The 15,915-nt window shown below is 74.3% G+C and carries 15 protein-coding genes; 12 read left to right on the top strand and 3 right to left on the bottom strand.

Annotated features, from left to right (window positions below; all coding sequences use genetic code 11):
* The first annotated feature begins 110 nt into the window (after positions 1-110).
* The 3 genes from ACFV1L_RS15040 (at position 111) to ACFV1L_RS15030 (ending at position 2,919) form a co-directional block, all read left to right on the top strand.
* A complete protein-coding gene (locus ACFV1L_RS15040; protein ID WP_380365961.1) occupies positions 111-890 on the top strand; it encodes a hypothetical protein in 780 nt (259 codons plus the stop codon).
* Between the two features lie 95 nt (positions 891-985).
* On the top strand, positions 986-1,792 hold the full coding sequence (locus ACFV1L_RS15035; RefSeq protein ID WP_380365959.1) for a (2Fe-2S)-binding protein: 807 nt from the start codon (positions 986-988) through the stop codon (positions 1,790-1,792).
* A 134-nt stretch (positions 1,793-1,926) separates the two neighbouring features.
* Positions 1,927-2,919, top strand: a complete 993-nt coding sequence (locus ACFV1L_RS15030; protein WP_380365957.1) for a DUF2637 domain-containing protein — start codon at positions 1,927-1,929, stop codon at positions 2,917-2,919.
* A gap of 50 nt (positions 2,920-2,969) precedes the next feature.
* On the opposite strand, the gene ACFV1L_RS15025 is transcribed toward ACFV1L_RS15030, so the two are convergent.
* The gene (locus ACFV1L_RS15025) at positions 2,970-5,153 is read right to left on the bottom strand and encodes a SpoIIE family protein phosphatase (protein ID WP_380365955.1); all 2,184 of its coding nucleotides are present in this window, start codon (positions 5,151-5,153) and stop codon (positions 2,970-2,972) included.
* Between the two features lie 248 nt (positions 5,154-5,401).
* Positions 5,402-5,935, bottom strand: a complete 534-nt coding sequence (locus ACFV1L_RS15020) for an ATP-binding protein (RefSeq protein ID WP_380365953.1) — start codon at positions 5,933-5,935, stop codon at positions 5,402-5,404.
* Positions 5,936-6,410: 475 nt separating this feature from the next.
* On the opposite strand from ACFV1L_RS15020, the gene ACFV1L_RS15015 reads away from it, so the two are divergent.
* The 6 genes from ACFV1L_RS15015 to ACFV1L_RS14990 all read left to right on the top strand — a co-directional run bounded on the left by ACFV1L_RS15015 (position 6,411) and on the right by ACFV1L_RS14990 (position 11,965).
* Positions 6,411-7,121, top strand: a complete 711-nt coding sequence (locus ACFV1L_RS15015) for an urease subunit gamma (protein ID WP_380365952.1) — start codon at positions 6,411-6,413, stop codon at positions 7,119-7,121.
* Positions 7,122-7,155: 34 nt separating this feature from the next.
* The gene (locus ACFV1L_RS15010) at positions 7,156-8,877 is read left to right on the top strand and encodes an urease subunit alpha (RefSeq protein ID WP_380365950.1); all 1,722 of its coding nucleotides are present in this window, start codon (positions 7,156-7,158) and stop codon (positions 8,875-8,877) included.
* Positions 8,878-8,908: 31 nt separating this feature from the next.
* Positions 8,909-9,952 (top strand): agmatine/peptidylarginine deiminase, encoded by a 1,044-nt coding sequence (locus ACFV1L_RS15005; protein WP_380365949.1) that lies wholly within the window; start codon positions 8,909-8,911, stop codon positions 9,950-9,952.
* 174 nt (positions 9,953-10,126) lie between these two features.
* Positions 10,127-11,032, top strand: coding sequence for a spherulation-specific family 4 protein (locus ACFV1L_RS15000; RefSeq protein ID WP_380365947.1), 906 nt, complete (start codon positions 10,127-10,129; stop codon positions 11,030-11,032).
* 79 nt (positions 11,033-11,111) lie between these two features.
* On the top strand, positions 11,112-11,273 hold the full coding sequence (locus ACFV1L_RS14995; RefSeq protein ID WP_380365945.1) for a hypothetical protein: 162 nt from the start codon (positions 11,112-11,114) through the stop codon (positions 11,271-11,273).
* A gap of 71 nt (positions 11,274-11,344) precedes the next feature.
* Entirely contained in the window at positions 11,345-11,965 is a 621-nt protein-coding gene (locus ACFV1L_RS14990; RefSeq protein WP_380365943.1) for a TetR/AcrR family transcriptional regulator, read from the top strand.
* Positions 11,966-11,972: 7 nt separating this feature from the next.
* Here ACFV1L_RS14990 and ACFV1L_RS14985 read toward each other — a convergent pair whose 3' ends face one another.
* Positions 11,973-13,415 (bottom strand): hypothetical protein, encoded by a 1,443-nt coding sequence (locus tag ACFV1L_RS14985; RefSeq protein WP_380365941.1) that lies wholly within the window; start codon positions 13,413-13,415, stop codon positions 11,973-11,975.
* A 231-nt stretch (positions 13,416-13,646) separates the two neighbouring features.
* Here ACFV1L_RS14985 and ACFV1L_RS14980 point away from each other — a divergent pair, with 231 nt between their 5' ends.
* The 3 genes from ACFV1L_RS14980 (at position 13,647) to ACFV1L_RS14970 (ending at position 15,622) form a co-directional block, all read left to right on the top strand.
* Positions 13,647-14,150: a hypothetical protein gene (locus ACFV1L_RS14980; RefSeq protein ID WP_380365939.1), complete on the top strand. Its 504-nt coding sequence runs from the start codon at positions 13,647-13,649 to the stop codon at positions 14,148-14,150.
* A 111-nt stretch (positions 14,151-14,261) separates the two neighbouring features.
* A complete protein-coding gene (locus ACFV1L_RS14975; protein ID WP_380365937.1) occupies positions 14,262-14,954 on the top strand; it encodes a DUF3105 domain-containing protein in 693 nt (230 codons plus the stop codon).
* Entirely contained in the window at positions 14,951-15,622 is a 672-nt protein-coding gene (locus ACFV1L_RS14970) for a DUF305 domain-containing protein (protein WP_380365936.1), read from the top strand. Before ACFV1L_RS14975 ends, ACFV1L_RS14970 begins: the two co-directional genes overlap by 4 nt.
* Positions 15,623-15,915: the final 293 nt, after the last annotated feature.

The following is a 15,915-nucleotide window of genomic DNA, read 5'->3' as shown; positions in this document are numbered from 1 at the left end:
TGAATTGCCGCCACGACGCGGGCTCTTGGGGGTTGGGGAGAGCCGGCGGTTCGCTGCATGGCGCGCACAAGGAGGTGGCGTTGTCGGTGCACGGGACTGCCCCGGGGGGCATGGCGGACGTCGTCTGGCGGCTGCGGTCGCGCGGCTGCTGGCAGGAGGCGGCGGACCTGCTCCGCCCGCAGGCCGGCCGGGACCCGACGGCGGCGCTGCAACGCGCCGAACTGCTGATCGAGCAGTGCCTGTTCACCGCGGACCACTGGGAGCGGGCGGAGGACGCCCTGCGCCAGGCGGAGGCCTCGGTCGCCGGCACCGAGCACCGTGCCTCGGCCTCCTGCGCGCGCGGCTACCTGGCGTACGTGGCCAGCGTGCTGAACCGCCGGGACCGGCTGGACGAGGCGCAGGCCGCGCTGGGCCGCACCTCGGCGCTGCTGCCGCCGAAGGCGCCGGGCCGGCCGCTGCTGGACTTCCGGCGCGGGCTGGTCGCGGAGAACCTGCTGCACGACCCGGTGGCGGCGCAGAGTGCGTACACCCGGGCGCACGAGGGCGCCAAGGAGCGCGGCGACGACCTGCTGCGCTCCTCGACCTGGTGCCACCTGGCCGGCCTGGCGGGCGCGGCGGGCGACCTGGAGCGCGCCCGGGAGGGCTTCGCGGCGGCACTGAAGCTGCGCGAGCGGCTGGGGTTCACGGTGGGAGTGGCGCCGGCGCTGGCCGCCCTCGCGGAGGTCTCCGAACCGGCCGAGGCCGAGCGGCTGCGCGCGGAGGCGACCCGGCTGGTCCAGGCGCTGGGCGGGGTTCCGGTGTGGCTGGCGCGGCGGCTGGGGCACCTCCCCGCCCAGGCGGTGGCCCCGGACGGCGGCACGGTGCGGGACCTGCGACACGGCATCAGCTAAGGTGAGGCTTACCTGTCCGGGCGGAGCAGCGGCCCGGACAGGTCCACCGCGCCGTGCCCGGGCCCCGCTCCCGGGGTACCACCCAGGGAGCCCGCGTGACTGCCCGCCAGGTCGAGCAGTGCCCCCCGCCCGCCACCGCCGACTCCCTTCCCTGCCGGGCGAGTTGGCAGCGCCTGACCGAGGTCTTCCCGGACCTGCGGATCCACTGCGCCACCCCCCGCACCGGCCCCGGCTGGACCACCGCCGCGGCCCTCGCCGCCGACCCGGCCGCCCTCGACGCGATGATCGCCTTCGACGAGCGCCTCGGCCTCGACCTCTACGGCACCGCCGCCCGCCCGGACGTGACGGCCGGCTTCAGCCTGCACCGCTACGCCTGGCCCGCCGCGCTGGCCTTCACCCTGCCGTGGTTCCTGGAGCGCCGCGTGCCGGTGCTGCCGGTCGAGCGGCTCGCGATCAGCCGCTCCACCGGAGAACTGACGGTCCGACCGACCGCCTTCCACTGCCTGCCGGACGACCCGGCCGCCCACCGTCCGGACGCCCTGGTGGTCCCCGACCGCCCGGCGCTCGACGCCGCGTTGCGCGCCGCGCTCGCCGGGCATCTCGCGCCGGTGCTCGACGCTTTCCGCCCCCGCGTGCGACGCGGGCCGCACACCCTCTGGGCACTGGCCACCGACGACGTGGTGGACGGCCTCTGGTACCTCGCCACCCTGCTCGGCGAGGAGCCCCGGGCGGTGGCCGAACTGACCGCCCTGCTGCCGGGCGGCGCCTCGTCGGCCCCGTTCGTGGGGGCGCCGGGCTTCCGCGGGGAGGGCGGCAGCCGGACCAGGACCAGGGCCGGCTGCTGCCTCTTCTACACGGTCCGGCCGGCCGAGATCTGCCTCAGCTGCCCCCGCAACAAATAGATCTGACTATCTTTTGATTTTCTGCCGGAATTCCCCCCTGACGGTGTATTGGTCCCGTTCCGGTCATCACGCCCGAATTTCTCCGCCATGATGGTCCCCCCATCAAGACGCGGAAAGCGAGGCTGGATCAGGTCATGAGACTGTCGGACATACCGCTTGGCTGGGTCGTCGCCGGCGCGGCCGCACTGGTGGCCGCCGTCGCCCTGCTGGCCTTCGCCCGCAGCCGCTCGGCCGCAGCCGCCAACAACGCCGGCACGGACTCCTGGGAACGCGCCGAGGAGCGCCGCCGCCGCACCGAGTCGCTCTACGGGGGCGCCTCCTACCTGCTGCTCTTCTGCTGCGCCGCGGTCGCCGCCGCGCTCTCCTTCCACGGACTGGTCGGCTTCGGCATCCAGAACCTCGGCCTCTCCGGCGGCTGGGAGTACCTCGTCCCGTTCGGCCTGGACGGGGCCGCGATGTTCTGCTCCGTCCTCGCCGTCCGCGAGGCCAGCCACGGCGACGCCGCGCTCGGCTCCCGCCTGCTGGTCTGGCTGTTCGCGGCGGCCTCCGCCTGGTTCAACTGGGTGCACGCGCCCCGCGGTTTCGGCCACGACGGCGCGCCGCAGTTCTTCGCCGGCATGTCGCTCTCGGCGGCGGTGCTGTTCGACCGCGCACTGAAGCAGACCCGGGTCGCCGCCCTGCGCGAGCAGGGCCTGGTGCCCCGTCCGCTGCCGCAGATCCGCGTGGTCCGCTGGCTGCGCGCCCCGCGGGAGACGTACGCCGCCTGGTCGCTGATGCTGCTCGAAGGCGTCCGCACGCTGGACGAGGCCGTCGAGGAGGTCCGCGACGACAAGCGCACCGCCGCGGAGAACCGGGAGCGCCGCAGGATGGCCTCCCGCCGGGAGCGCGCCGAGATCAGGGCCATCGGCCGCCAGCCCGGCAGCGGGTGGCGCACCCGCCACGCCCGCCAACTCGAACCCGCCCCGGCGCCCCCCGCCACGACGGAGCCCGCCATAGCCCCCGCCGGCCTTCCCGCCACCCCCGCCCACCGCAGCATCGACCTCACCGCCGAGGAGGACACGGCCCCGCTGCCCCGCCTGGCCTCGCTCGAACAGAAACTGAAGGACCTGGAGCAGCAATTCGGGTAGCGGAATTCCGGCGGACCCCGAAACGCCCGGGAAACGGAGCGGGCGAGCCGCTAACTGCTCAGCTCGAACCACATCCGCTTGCCCGAGCCGCGGGGCTCCACGCCCCAGGTGTCGGCCAGCGCCTCGACCAGCATCAGGCCGCGGCCGGAGGACGCCTGTTCGCCGGGGGTGCGGCGGGTCGGCCAGAGGTCGGACTCGTCCTCGACCTCGACGCGCAGGCGGGCCCGCCCGCCGTCCTGGTAGAGCCGCGCGGTGAACATCGCGTCCCGGTCGGTGTGCCGGATCGCGTTGGTGACCAGCTCCGAGGCGAGCAGTTCGGCGGTGTCGATGAGCTCCGGCACGCCCCAGCGCCGCAGCGCGTCGCGCAGTTCGGCGCGGAGTTCGGAGATCCGGGCGAGGTCGGCCTGGCCGATCCGGCGGCGCAGCTGCTGCGCGGCGCGCCCGCCCGCGGGCCCGTCCCAGCGCAGCAGCAGCAGGGCGATGTCGTCCTCGCGTTCGCTGGTGTCGGCGGCCTGGGAGGCGATCCGGTCGGCGAGTTCCTCGAGCGGTTCGCGCGGGGACTCGCCGACGGCGGGGAGCGGTGCGGAGACGGTCTCGCAGAGCCGGGCGAACCCGGTGTCGAGGTCCATGTCGCGGGCCTCGACCAGGCCGTCGGTGCAGAGCAGCACGGTCTCGCCGGGGTCGAGGCTGAACCGGGTGACCCGGTACTCCTCGTCGGGGGCGACGCCGAGCGGCAGCCCGCCCGCGACCGGCACCGCGTGCGCGGTGCCGTCGGCGCGGCGCACCACCGGGTCGAGGTGGCCGGCCCGGACGGCGTAGACCACGCCGTAGTCGACGTTGACCTCGGCGTAGGTGCAGGTCGCGAAGTGGTCGGTGTCGAGGTCCGCGAGGAAGCGCGAGGCGCGGGCCATGACGGCGGCGGGCGGGTGGCCCTCCGCCGCGTAGGCGCGCAACGCGATCCGGAGTTGGCCCATGATGCCGGCGGCGTGCACGTCGTGGCCCTGGACGTCGCCGATGACCAGGCCGACGTGGCCGCCGGGCAGCGGGACGACGTCGTACCAGTCGCCGCCGATCTGCAGGCCGGAGCCGGCCGCGAGGTAGCGGACGGCGGTGGTGACGCCGGGGACGGCGGGGACGGTGCGGGGCAGCATGACGCGCTGGAGGCCGGCGGCGAGCTCGTGTTCGGCGTCGTGCAGCCGGGCCCGGGCGAGGGACTGGGCGACCAGTCCGCCGAGGGTGGAGAGCAGGGTGCGCTCGTCGGCGTCGAGTTCGCGGGCGTCGTCGAAGGAGACCACGCAGACGCCGGTGGGGCGGCCGCTGGCGATCAGCGGGAGGAACGCCCAGGAGGAGCGTCCGCTGTTCTCGGCCCAGTCCCAGGCGTCGGGGTAGCGCTCGCGGTACTCCTCGCGGTTGGAGACGAAGATCGGGGCGCGCTGCCTGATCGCCTCGGCGGCGGGGTGGCTGGGCGAGAGCGGGATCCGGTCGAACTGGTCGCTGAGCGCGTTGCGGTAGCCGCTGGAGCCGAGCAGGGCGATCCGGCCGGCTTCCAGGGAGGCGAGGGCGAGGCCGTCGGGGCCGAGGCCGGGCAGCGGCAGTTCGGTGAAGACCCGGGCGACGTCGCGGACGGTGACGGCCTCGGACAGCGCGCGGGCGGCCTCCTTGATGAACCGGGAGCGCTCCTCGCGCAGGACGGCGAGTTCGTCGGCGCGTTCGCGCTTGTGGAGTTCGACGGTGGCGTCCCAGACGAAGCCGACCATCCGGGAGGGGCGGCCGAAGGCGTCGGCGAGGACCCGGCCGCGGAAGCGCACGGCGTGCAGTTCGCCGTTGGGGAAGACCGTGCGGTAGTAGGCGCCGCACTGGCCGAGTTCGGCGACCGCGCGTTCGACCCGGCGGCGCACCACGGGGGCGTCCTCGGGGTGGAGCAGGGCGAGGAAGGAGCCGGAGGTGCGGTCGAAGGACTGGCCGGTGAGTCCGAGGATGGCGCAGGCGCGCCGGTCGCCGACCAGGATGTCGCGCCGGATGTCCCAGTCGTAGGAGCCGATGCCGTTGGCGGCCATCGCCGGTTCGAGCCACTCGGGGGTGGAGTCCCCGGTGCGGGTGGGCAGGCCGCGGGCGGTGGTCGGCACGGCGCGGCCGGCGGCGGTGCGCAGCGGGTTCGCGGGGGTGCCGTTCCTGGTGGCCTGGGCGGGCGGGGTTCGGCGGGCGGGCCCAGGCGCCTCGGGCTCGGTGGCCATGCTTCTCCTGCCGGTGCCTTGCCTGGCGGTCGCTGGTATCCGTATCCCCTGGTGGGCCGGCCGGACCGCGATGGTTTGCGTGTGCCTACTGGCACACATTCTCACTAGCCTCTCGTATGTTCGGCAAGGCGGCAATGCCGGTGCCCCGGACGGTACAGATCGCACACGATCCCGCCCGGCATATTCACCCGTTCGGACCCGCGCAGTGGCCGGTGCGGAATTGGTTCCGCCGGTTGGGGGTGGGCCGCTCAGAGCACGGACAGCTCGAACCAGGTGACTTTTCCGTCGCCGCGCAGTTGCACGCCCCAGTCGTCGGCGAGCGCCTCCACCAGCAGCAGGCCGCGCCCCGAGGTGGCGCTCTCACTGGGGGGACGGCGGCCGGGCAGCCGGCTGGTGCGGTCGTGCACCTCGACCCGCAGGCGCTGTTCGGCGGTGAGCACCGCGTCGAATTCGGCACCCTTGCCGGTGTGCACCAGCGCGTTGGTGACGAGTTCGGAGGTCAGCAGCTCCGCGGTGTCGGCGAGCTCGGGGACGCCCCAGCGGTCGAGTGCGGCACGCAGCCGGCGCCGGACGGCGCCCACGGCGGGCAGGTCCGCCGCGTCCAGGGTGGCGTGCAGGCGGCGGTGCAGGGCGCACTCCGGCTGGTGGACCGGGGCGGCGCTCTGCGCGTGCGGCTGCGGCCTGACCGGTGGGTGCGGTGGGAGGTGCGCCGGCCCCTGCTGGTCGGTCTGCTCCCGGCGCGAGGCCGAGCGCTGCCGCGGGAATCTTGCCTGACCGTCCATCACCTTCGTAAGCCCCCGCCTTCGTTCCGGACGGCCGCTCCGGTCCCCCACCGGCCCTGCGGCCACTTCTGGTCATCCTCATGCCCACTCGGCGGCGTTTGCAACAGTGATCCGCCCCTACGCCCGTGGTGAACGGTGCGCAAGGGCGTGCGCGGGCACGCGGACGAGCCGGGGCGCGCCCGCCCGGCCCGGGGTGCCGGGCGGGGTGTACGTGACGGTGCGTCAGCTCGTCCTCGGTGCGATCCTCGCACGATCGGATCGGCGCGCCCGAGCGGTGCAGACGAATTCCGCACACCTTCCGACCGGTTCTCCCACTCCTTCCCCGTGCGCCTGCGGGGCGTCCCGGGTCTGCGGTCGGACGCTGGACACGACGGGCGGCCGCGGGTTCAATGGGGCTCACGTTTGAACGTCGTTCTAAACTGCTCCGAGACGCTTCACCGACCACCCTCCGTCCCCCCTCGACGAGCGAGGCACCGTGAGACTGACCCCCACCGAACGGGACCGGCTGCTGATCTTCACCGCGGCCGAGCTGGCCCGCGCCCGACGGGCGCGCGGCGTGCGACTGAACGTGCCGGAGGCGACGGCCCTGATCGCCGACACCGTCTGCGAGGCGGCCCGCGACGGCCGCCGCCTCGCCGAGGCGATCGAGGCCGGCCGCTCCGTGCTGAGCGCCGATGACGTGCTGCCGGGCGTGCCGGACGTGGTGACGGTGGTGCAGGTGGAGGCGGTGTTCGACGACGGGACGCGCCTCGCCGTGGTCAACGACCCGTTCCGCGGCGCGGGTTCGCTGGGCGACGGGGCGCCGGGCGCGGCCCTGCCGGGCTCCGGCGCGGGCTACGACCCGGTGGAGGAGCAGCTGCTGCTGCCGGTGCACAACACCGCCTCGGTGCCGATCTCGGTGACCTCGCACTTCCACTTCTTCGAGTCCAACCCGCGGCTGGCCTTCGACCGGGCCGCCGCGTACGGCATGCACCTGGCGGTGCCGGCCGGCTCCTCGGTGCGCTTCGACCCGGGGACCACCGTCGAGGTGGGCCTGGTGCCGATCGGCGGCGAGCGGGTCGCGATCGGCTTCGCCGGCCTGGTCGACGGACCGCTGGACGCGCCGGGCGCGAAGGACGCGGCGCTGGCCAAGGCCCGGGCGACCGGCTACCTCACCGAGTTCGACGACGCGGAGCCCGCGCAGTGACCGCCACCCCCCGCCGCCGCAGGAAGGACCGCGCATGAGCGCCATCACCCCGCACGACTACATCTCGGTGCACGGCCCGCGCGCCGGCGACCGGGTCCGGCTGGGCGACTCCGGGCTGATCGTCCGGGTCGAATCCGACTCACAGGCCCCGGGCGACGAGTTCCTCGCCGGGTTCGGCAAGACCGCCCGGGACGGGCTGCACCTGAAGCCGGCCGCGGTCCGCGAGACCTGCGACGTGGTGATCTCCAACGTGCTGGTGATCGACGCGGTGCAGGGCATCCGGAAGACCTCGATCGGCATCCGGGCGGGCCGGATCTCGGCGATCGGCCGGGCCGGCAACCCGGACACCCTGGACGGCGTCGAGGTGGTGGTCGGCACCGGCACCACGATCGTCTCCGGCGAGGGCCTGATCGCCACCGCGGGCGCCATCGACACCCACGTGCACCTGCTGTCGCCGCGGATCATGGAGGCCTCGCTCGCCTCCGGCGTGACCACCGTCATCGGCCAGGAGTTCGGCCCGGTCTGGGGCGTCGGCGTCAACTCGCCGTGGGCCCTGCGGCACGCGTTCAACGCCTTCGACGCCTGGCCGGTCAACATCGGCTTCCTGGGCCGCGGCTCGTCCTCCGACGCCGCACCGCTGGTGGAGGCGCTGGCGGAGGGCGGCGCGTCCGGCTTCAAGGTGCACGAGGACATGGGCGCGCACACCCGGGCGCTGGACACCGCGCTGCGGGTCGCCGAGGAGTACGACGTCCAGGTCGCCCTGCACACCGACGGGTTGAACGAGTGCCTGTCGGTGGAGGACACCCTCGCGGTGCTGGAGGGGCGCACCATCCACGCCTTCCACATCGAGGGCTGCGGCGGCGGCCACGTGCCGAACGTGCTGAAGATGGCGGGCGTGCCGAACGTCATCGGCTCCTCCACCAATCCGACCCTGCCGTTCGGCCGGGACGCGCTGGGCGAGCACTACGACATGATCGTCTCCGCGCACGACCTCAAGCCCGACCTGCCGGGCGACGCCGCGATGGCCCGCGACCGGATCCGGGCCGGCACGATGGGCGCCGAGGACGTGCTGCACGACCTCGGGGTCATCGGCATCACCTCCTCGGACGCCCAGGGCATGGGCCGGGCCGGCGAGACGGTGCGCCGCACCTTCGCGATGGCCGGCAAGATGAAGGCCGAACTCGGCCCGCTCGACGGCACCGGCTCCTACGGCACCGCCGAGGGCGGCGACGACAACGAGCGGGTGCTGCGCTACATCGCCAAACTCACCATCAACCCGGCCATCGCGCACGGCCTTTCGCACGAGGTCGGCTCGATCGAGGTCGACAAGCTGGCCGACATCGTGCTGTGGCGACCCGACCACTTCGGCGCCAAGCCGCAGCTCGTGCTCAAGGCCGGCTTCCCCGCGTACGGCGTGGTCGGCGACCCGAACGCCTCCACCGACCGGTGCGAACCCCTGGTGCTGGGGCCGCAGTTCGGCGCGCACGGCGCCACCGCCGCGGACATCTCGGTGGCCTTCGTCGCCCAGGCCGCCGCCGACGCCTCCTACTTGGACGTCGCGGGCGACCAACTGCCCACCCGGCGACGGCGCGTGGGGGTGCGCGGCACCCGCGGCATCGGCCCGCGCTCGATGCTGCGCAACGGCCGGCTCGGGCACGTCGACGTCTCCGCGACCGGGCTGGTCTCGCTGGACGGCGAGCCACTGCGCTCCGCACCCGCCGACTCGGTCTCCCTCAGTCGCCTGTACTTCCTGTGAACTCCCCTCACTCCCTTAGGACTTGCACCCCATGACCTCCCCCGCTCCCGCCTCGCTCGGCTTCCGGATGCCCGCCGAATGGCACCCGCACGAGCGCACCTGGATGGCCTTCCCCACCCCCAACCCGACCTTCGACGGGGCGGAGCAGCTGGACGCGGCCCGCCGCGCGTGGGCCGAGGTGGCCAACACGATCGTCCGCCACGAGCCGGTCACCCTGGTCGTCAACACCGGCGAGACCGAGCAGGCCCGGCCCTACCTCTCCCCCGAGGTGGAGATCGTCGAGCGCCCGCTGGACGACGCCTGGATGCGCGACATCGGCCCGTCCTTCCTGATCTCCGCCGACGGTGAACCGGCCGCCGCCGACTGGGTGTTCAACGGCTGGGGCGCGCAGTCCTGGGCCCGCTGGGACAACGACCGGCACATCGCCGAGCACGTCACCGAACTGGCCGGCGTCCGGCGCTTCGCCTCCCGCCTGATCAACGAGGGCGGCGGCATCCACGTCGACGGCGAGGGCACCGTCCTGGTCACCGACACCGTCCAGCTCGGCGAGGGCCGCAACGCCGACTGGACCCGCGAGCAGGTCGAGGCCGAGCTGCACGCCCACCTCGGCACCACCAAGGCGATCTGGCTGCCGCGCGGACTGACCCGCGACTACGACGAGTTCGGCACCCGCGGCCACATCGACATCGTCGCCGCGTTCGTCCGCCCCGGCACCGTCGTGGTGCACTCCCAGCCCGACCCGGCCCACCCGGACCACGAGGTCTGCCAGGAGCTCGCCGGGATCCTCCGCGCCGCCACCGACGCCCAGGGCCGCCCGCTGGAGGTCATCGAACTCCCCGCCCCCACCGTTCTGTTCGACGAGGACGGCGAGCCGGTCGACTACTCCTACATCAACCACTACGTCGCCAACGGCGTCGTCGTCCTGTGCGCCTTCGACGACCCGCGCGACCAGGAGGCCAAGGCGATCCTGGAGAAGGCCTACCCGGGCCGCACCGTCGAACTGGTCGACGCCCGCGAGATCTTCGCCAACGGCGGCGGCATCCACTGCATCACCCAGCAGCAGCCGAAGGCCTGACGCCCCGACGGCCGCGGGCGGAGCCTCCCTTCGAGGTTCCGCCCGCGGGTCCGTCCGGCCGCCGGTGAACACCCGCAGACGATCTCCGACATCCGGCCTCCGCACGCGGGTCGCCGGTTAGCATGCCCGTGCAGGCGTCAGGGGGACGCCCGCCCAGCATTGGGGGATCCACGCATGCGCATCCGCGCGAAGGGGCTCGCTGCCCTGTTCCTCGGCTCTCTGCTCGCCGTCGGCGCCACCGCCGCACCGCAGGCCGGAGCCGCCACCACCGCGCAGACCGGCGCGACCCGCGGCCTGGAGATCGGCGTCCCGGCCTACGCCTACCCGAACCAGCAGATGCTGCTCGACGTCCAGGCCGCCCAGCCCGCGGCGTCGATCGTCATCCTCAACCCGAACAACGGCGACAACCCGTTCGACGCCTCCTGGCAGGCCCGGGCCGACGCGCTCCGCGCCCGCACCACCGCCACCGGCGAGCACACCCGGGTGCTGGGCTACGTGCACACCGAGCGCGGCAAGCGCGACAAGGCCGCCGTGCTCGCGTCCGTCCGCAACTACCTGGTCACCGGGGACGGCAAGCTGCACGTCGACGGCATCTTCTTCGACACCACCAGCCGCGAGTGCGGCGACAACAACGCGGAGCGCGACTACTACCTCGACCTGCGCCAGCAGGTCCAGGCGATCGTCCACTCCATCGACCCGGCCGCGCAGGAACTGGTGGTGAACAACCCGGGCACCGCCGTCCAGGACTGCTTCCTGGAGCCCGGCAGGCGCACCGCCGACACCTTCGTCACCTTCGAGGGCACCTACGCCGCCTACACCAGCTCCTACCTGGGCGGAAACGTCTTCAACCTGACCGCCGGCTACTACCCGGGCGCCGCGTTCGACCCGAACGGCACCTCGTACTGGCACCTGGTCCACGCCGTCCCGGACGCCGCCGCGATGCACACCGTCCTCGACACCGCGTTCACCCGCGGCGCCGGGTACGCGTACGCCACCGACGACGTCCTCGACAACCCGTGGGACGCCACCCCCGCCTGGGGCTTCGGCGCGGAGACCTCCTACGCCGCCACCATCGGCTGACCACCCGCCGACCGCCCGTCCGGGCCCGCCCCGCCGCCGCGGAGGGGCGGGCCCGGCGCTGACCGGGTGTCATGGAACCATGACACCCGAAACGCTCGACGACCTCACCGACGAACTGCTGCGCCTCGCCCCCGGGCTGGACCGCGAACAGGCCGCCGCCGTCCTCCGCAAGGCCTACCGGGCCGGCCTCGACGACGGCCGGCAGGAGACCGCCGAGGGACGCGAACACACCGGCTGGTGACCCCCGGCCACACCCCCGCCCCACCCCGTGCGGGAGACTGGACCCCGGACAGCCAGCAACGAGGAGAGCGGATGGCCCCGCCACGCACCCGCCGCCCGGCCCGCCCCAGGGAAGAGGTGTACGCGGCCGCCCGCGCCGCCATCGCCGAACACGGCCTCGCCCGCCTCACCATGGCCGGCCTCGGCCAGCAACTCGGCATGAGCGCCGGCCACCTGCTCTACTACTTCGGCAGCAAGGACCAGCTGCTGCTGGAGACCCTCCGCTGGAGCGAGACCCAGCTCGGCGAACGCCGCACCCGCGAACTCGCCCGCCGCGACCTGCCCGTCCTCGAACGGCTCGGCCGCTACGTCGACCTCTACCTGCCCGAGGGCCCCGGCGACCCGCGGTGGATCCTGTGGATCGAGGTGTGGAGCCGCTCCCCCGGCACCGCGGAACTCCGCCAGGGCCAGCTCGACATCGAGACCCCCTGGCAGGACGACCTCACCGCGCTCATCACCGAGGGCCTCGCCACCGGCGTCCTCGCGCCCGTCGGCGGCGTCCCCGCCGCCGAACGCGCCGCCCAACTCCGCGCCCTGCTCGACGGCTTGGCCGTCCCGCTCGCCATCGGCCTGCCCGCCACCAGCCGCGAGGCGGCCACCGCCCACGCCGTCTCGGCCGCCCGCGCCCTGCTCGGCGCCGCACCGGACTCCTGACGGGGCGTCACTCCGTCCAGACGGCGGCCGCGGTGCGGTCGTCGGCGTAGCCCTTGGCGCGGACCTGGATCTGGCGGAGGAAGTCGACCGTGCCCGGCGGGTGCGGGTGGGCCCAGTGGCTGGACAGGAAGTGGGCGACGGCGGGCTCCTCGGCGATCGGATCGGCCAGGCCCGGGGTGCACAGCAGCAGGATGTCGCCCGAAGTGGCCGGGACCAGCCGGAACCGGAACGGGCGCGGCGCGGGGAGCGCGGCCGGCGGCAACGGCGGGTGGCCGTCCGGGTGGTGGAGCAGCCGGGCCGCGTAGGCGTCGATCCAGTGCCCGGACCGCAGCAGGTACAGGCCGCCCGGCCCGGTCCCGAACGCAACCCGGTGGGTGGCCGCCGGGTCGGTCGACATCAGCAGGCAGTGCAGCGACGCGGTCTCCTCCGGCACCGGCGCCGGGTCCGGCGCGGGCTCCGCGCCCTCGGTCCGCAGCCGGGCCGCCGCCTGGAGGGCGATCCGCTGCAGGCCGTACCGCAGCCGGTCGCGGGCCCCGGCCCGCAGGTCGGCGGCGAGCTCGGCCCGGCTGCGGCCGATCGCCGCGGCCAACTGGCGGGCCGCGTCCGCCGCCGCCGCGCAGCCCCACTCGGGGTCGGCGCGCCGCGCCGGGCCCGCGAGCACCGCCAGCACCAGCCCGTCCTCGGCGTCCCCGAACCGGACGGTGAGCAGCGCGTCGCGCCGCGGCTCACCTCGGTAGCGGGCGGAGTCGCCGCGGATCGACACGGCGCGCAGCGTGGTCGCCGCGAACTGGGCGCCGTCGATGGCGGTGTCGGGCACCACCGACGCCAGGGCGGCCGGGTCGGACACGGGCAGCGCGGTCGGCTCGGCCGCGTACGTGGGCGGCCGCTCCCCGACGTGCGGCACCGCCGGCGCGTCCGGCCCCCGCCAGGGCGCACCGCGCTCGGACGGCGGGGCCGCCGGCGCGTCGGGTTCCGGCGCCGGCACCGGCCCTGCCACGGGCTCGGCCTCCGGCTCCGGCTCCGGCTCCGGCTCCGGCTCCGGCTCCGCAACGACCGGGGCCTTCACCAGGTTCGGCGGCTCGGGCGGCGGCGCCTGTCCGACGGGGTCGGACGGCTCGTCCTCGGTGGGCCGGAGTTCGGGCCAGGCGGCCTCGGCCCAGCTGCGCGGGGGCGGCACGGGGAGCGGGGTCTCGTCCCGGACGGGCGGCGGGGCGTCCTCGACGGGGCCCCGTTGCGGAGCGTCCTCGACCGGACTGCGCTGCGGGGCGTCCTCGACCGGACTGCGCTGCGGGGCGACGAGTCCGGCGGCGGTGGTGAACCAGTCGTCCACGGAGGTGGTGTCGGCGGTGGCGTCGGGAGTGTCGGGGAGGGTGTCGGCGGGGCCCGCGTAGACGGTGTGCCACCAGGCGTCGTCGGGTCGGGTCGGCCTGGGTGCGCCCTGCTCGTTCAACTGACGGCTCCTGATCCGTGGGGGTGCCGGACGTCACGCCATTCTTCCCAAGGACCGAGGACGCTGTCCGCGAATCGGAACATCGCACGGAAGGCCGGGGAGGGTTCCGGCCATTGCCGGTCGGGGTCGGCCACCAGCGGGCCTCCTGGGCCCTTCGATGGGCTGTTCGGACCGAAAATCGGAGCCCAAGGGGGGCATCGCTTCACCCGATCGGCTGATTAATATGTGCGCATGACCGCGCCAGGACTTCGCACTCGACCCCGGGAAGGGACCGCGTACGCGGCACTCCGCCCGGTGGCGGTGCTGTGGTCCCTGCTGCTGGCCGCCCTGCTGGCGCTGCTGCCGTGCGCGGCGAACGCCGCCACCACCACCAGCACCCCGCCGGCCGGGCCCGTCACGTCCGTACAGGCGGTGCCGGCCGTCCCGGCGGCGGCCGCCGTCACGGACCGGACCGGCGCCCCGGCCGCGCACCAGCACGCGTGGCCGGCGGCCGGCACCGGCGTGCGCATCCTGTGCACCGCCGACGGGCCGTCCAGGATCCCCGGTCACGGCTGCTCCAGCCACTCCTTCTGCGGCCCGGAGTCGCAGTTGCCGAACGCGCCCCCGCAACCCGGCGCGGTCGTCCTGCCGCAGTTGGTCGCCCCGGCCGCCTCGCCCGCCGCCCCGGTGTACGAGGTCCGGACGGGGCCGCACCACGCGCCCGATCTGCACGTGCTCCAGGTTCACCGGTCCTGAGCGGAACCCACCGCCGGCCCGTTCCCCGTGCGCGGGGCGGTCGGCGGCTCCGCTGCCCCCACCTCACCGCAGACCGCCGTGCGCGCCACGGCGGGGACAAGGAAGACAACCATGGGTTCCGCCTCCAAGCAGTCCGACCAGAGGCCCACCGGCAAGCAGCCCAAGCCGGGCAGCAAGGCCGCCCAGCAGGCCGACCGCCGGGCCCGGATCGCCGAGCTGCGCGCCGCCGAGCAGCGCCGTGAGCGCCGCAACAAGATCCTCACCATCGGCGTCTCGAGCGTCCTGGTACTCGCCATGATCGGCGGCGGCACCTGGCTCGCGCTGGACGCCAAGCACAAGAAGGACCAGAAGGCCGCCCAGGCGAAGTCGCCGATCGAGGGCGTCAAGACCTGGGACAACCTGTCCCGCACCCACGTGCAGACCGAGGTCAAGTACCCGCAGACCCCGCCGGTCGGCGGCGACCACAACCCGGTCTGGGCGACCTGCATGGGCAACGTCTACGACCAGCCGATCAAGAACGAGAACGCGGTCCACTCCCTGGAGCACGGCGCGGTCTGGGTCACCTATAACGGCAAGGCCACGCCCGACGACATCAAGACCCTGGGCGACAAGGTCAAGGCCACGCAGTACAGCATGATGAGCCCCTACCCGGACGAGGAGGGCACCATCACGCTGTCCGCCTGGGGCACCCAGCTGGTGGTGGACTCCGCGAAGGACCCGCGGATCGAGCAGTTCTTCACCAAGTACGTGCAGGGTCCGCAGACCCAGGAGCCGGGCGCCTCCTGCAGCTCGGGCACGATGTGACCGGCGACGGGACGCAGCCGGCGGAGTCGGCCGGCGGTCGGCGGCGCCGGGCGCTGTGGTGGCCGGCCGCGCTCGCGGCCGTGGTCGCGCTCGGCCTCGGGGTGCCCGCGCTGGTCTCCAGCAGCACCCCGGCGGCCGGGAGCTCCGCGTCCGCGCCGAGCACCGACTCGCCGGAGGCCGGGTTCGCCCGCGACATGGCCGCCCACCACCAGCAGGCGATCGACATGTCGTTCATCGTCCGCGACCGCACCCAGGACCAGCCGGTCCGCACCCTGGCGTTCGACATCATCAACACGCAGGCGAACCAGCGCGGCATGCTGATGGGCTTCCTCGACCAGTGGGGCCTGACCCAGGCCAGCGCGGCCAAGCCGATGGCCTGGATGGGCCACAGCTACGAGGCCCACGACGGCTCGCTGATGCCCGGCATGGCGACCAACACCGACCTGGAGAAGCTCCGCACGCTCAACGGCCGGGACGCCGAGGTGTTCTACCTCCAGCTGATGCTCGCCCACCACAAGGGCGGCGTGGAGATGGCCCAGGCGTACGTGGACGCGGCGAAGAACGACGTCGAGAAGCGACTCGCCCAGACCATGGTCAACGGCCAGAAGGCCGAGATCGACCTGATCACGGGCATGCTCACCGAACGCGGTGCCCAGCCCGCCTCCTGACACCCCATCACCCCGAGGGGCGCCACCCGGTAATCCACCGGTCGGCGCCCCTCCGGCATTCCCGCTCCGCGAGGCCGACCGGACGGCGGACCGGCCACGCGACAAGCGAACACTCGGACGAATTGCGATCCTTGACGCCCCAACGGCGAAGCCCCCGGCAAGCGCCCACCGACCAGGACGACCGGCAGACGCCCCGCTCGCACCGAACGAACGGCACGCCGCGGACGCGGGCCGCCCGTCGGCAGCGCGGCATCGTGACAGCGAGCCAACACACCCACCGGGATCCAGCCGTT

Origin of the sequence: Kitasatospora sp. NPDC059646, assembly GCF_042734615.1 — a bacterium.
In the GTDB taxonomy this organism is placed as follows: domain Bacteria; phylum Actinomycetota; class Actinomycetes; order Streptomycetales; family Streptomycetaceae; genus Kitasatospora.
This window is presented reverse-complemented; position numbering and strand designations above follow the sequence as displayed.

What these genes read in the sequence shown, in the direction of transcription:
- ACFV1L_RS15040 (WP_380365961.1), top strand. Translation starts at nt 111, where the DNA reads ATGGCGGACGTCGTCTGGCGGCTGCGGTCGCGCGGCTGCTGGCAGGAG.
- ACFV1L_RS15030 (WP_380365957.1), top strand. Translation starts at nt 1,927, where the DNA reads ATGAGACTGTCGGACATACCGCTTGGCTGGGTCGTCGCCGGCGCGGCC.
- ACFV1L_RS15025 (WP_380365955.1), bottom strand. Translation starts at nt 5,153, where the DNA reads ATGGCCACCGAGCCCGAGGCGCCTGGGCCCGCCCGCCGAACCCCGCCC.
- ACFV1L_RS15020 (WP_380365953.1), bottom strand. Translation starts at nt 5,935, where the DNA reads ATGGACGGTCAGGCAAGATTCCCGCGGCAGCGCTCGGCCTCGCGCCGG.
- ACFV1L_RS15010 (WP_380365950.1), top strand. Translation starts at nt 7,156, where the DNA reads ATGAGCGCCATCACCCCGCACGACTACATCTCGGTGCACGGCCCGCGC.
- ACFV1L_RS15005 (WP_380365949.1), top strand. Translation starts at nt 8,909, where the DNA reads ATGACCTCCCCCGCTCCCGCCTCGCTCGGCTTCCGGATGCCCGCCGAA.
- ACFV1L_RS15000 (WP_380365947.1), top strand. Translation starts at nt 10,127, where the DNA reads ATGCGCATCCGCGCGAAGGGGCTCGCTGCCCTGTTCCTCGGCTCTCTG.
- ACFV1L_RS14995 (WP_380365945.1), top strand. Translation starts at nt 11,112, where the DNA reads ATGACACCCGAAACGCTCGACGACCTCACCGACGAACTGCTGCGCCTC.
- ACFV1L_RS14990 (WP_380365943.1), top strand. Translation starts at nt 11,345, where the DNA reads ATGGCCCCGCCACGCACCCGCCGCCCGGCCCGCCCCAGGGAAGAGGTG.
- ACFV1L_RS14980 (WP_380365939.1), top strand. Translation starts at nt 13,647, where the DNA reads ATGACCGCGCCAGGACTTCGCACTCGACCCCGGGAAGGGACCGCGTAC.
- ACFV1L_RS14975 (WP_380365937.1), top strand. Translation starts at nt 14,262, where the DNA reads ATGGGTTCCGCCTCCAAGCAGTCCGACCAGAGGCCCACCGGCAAGCAG.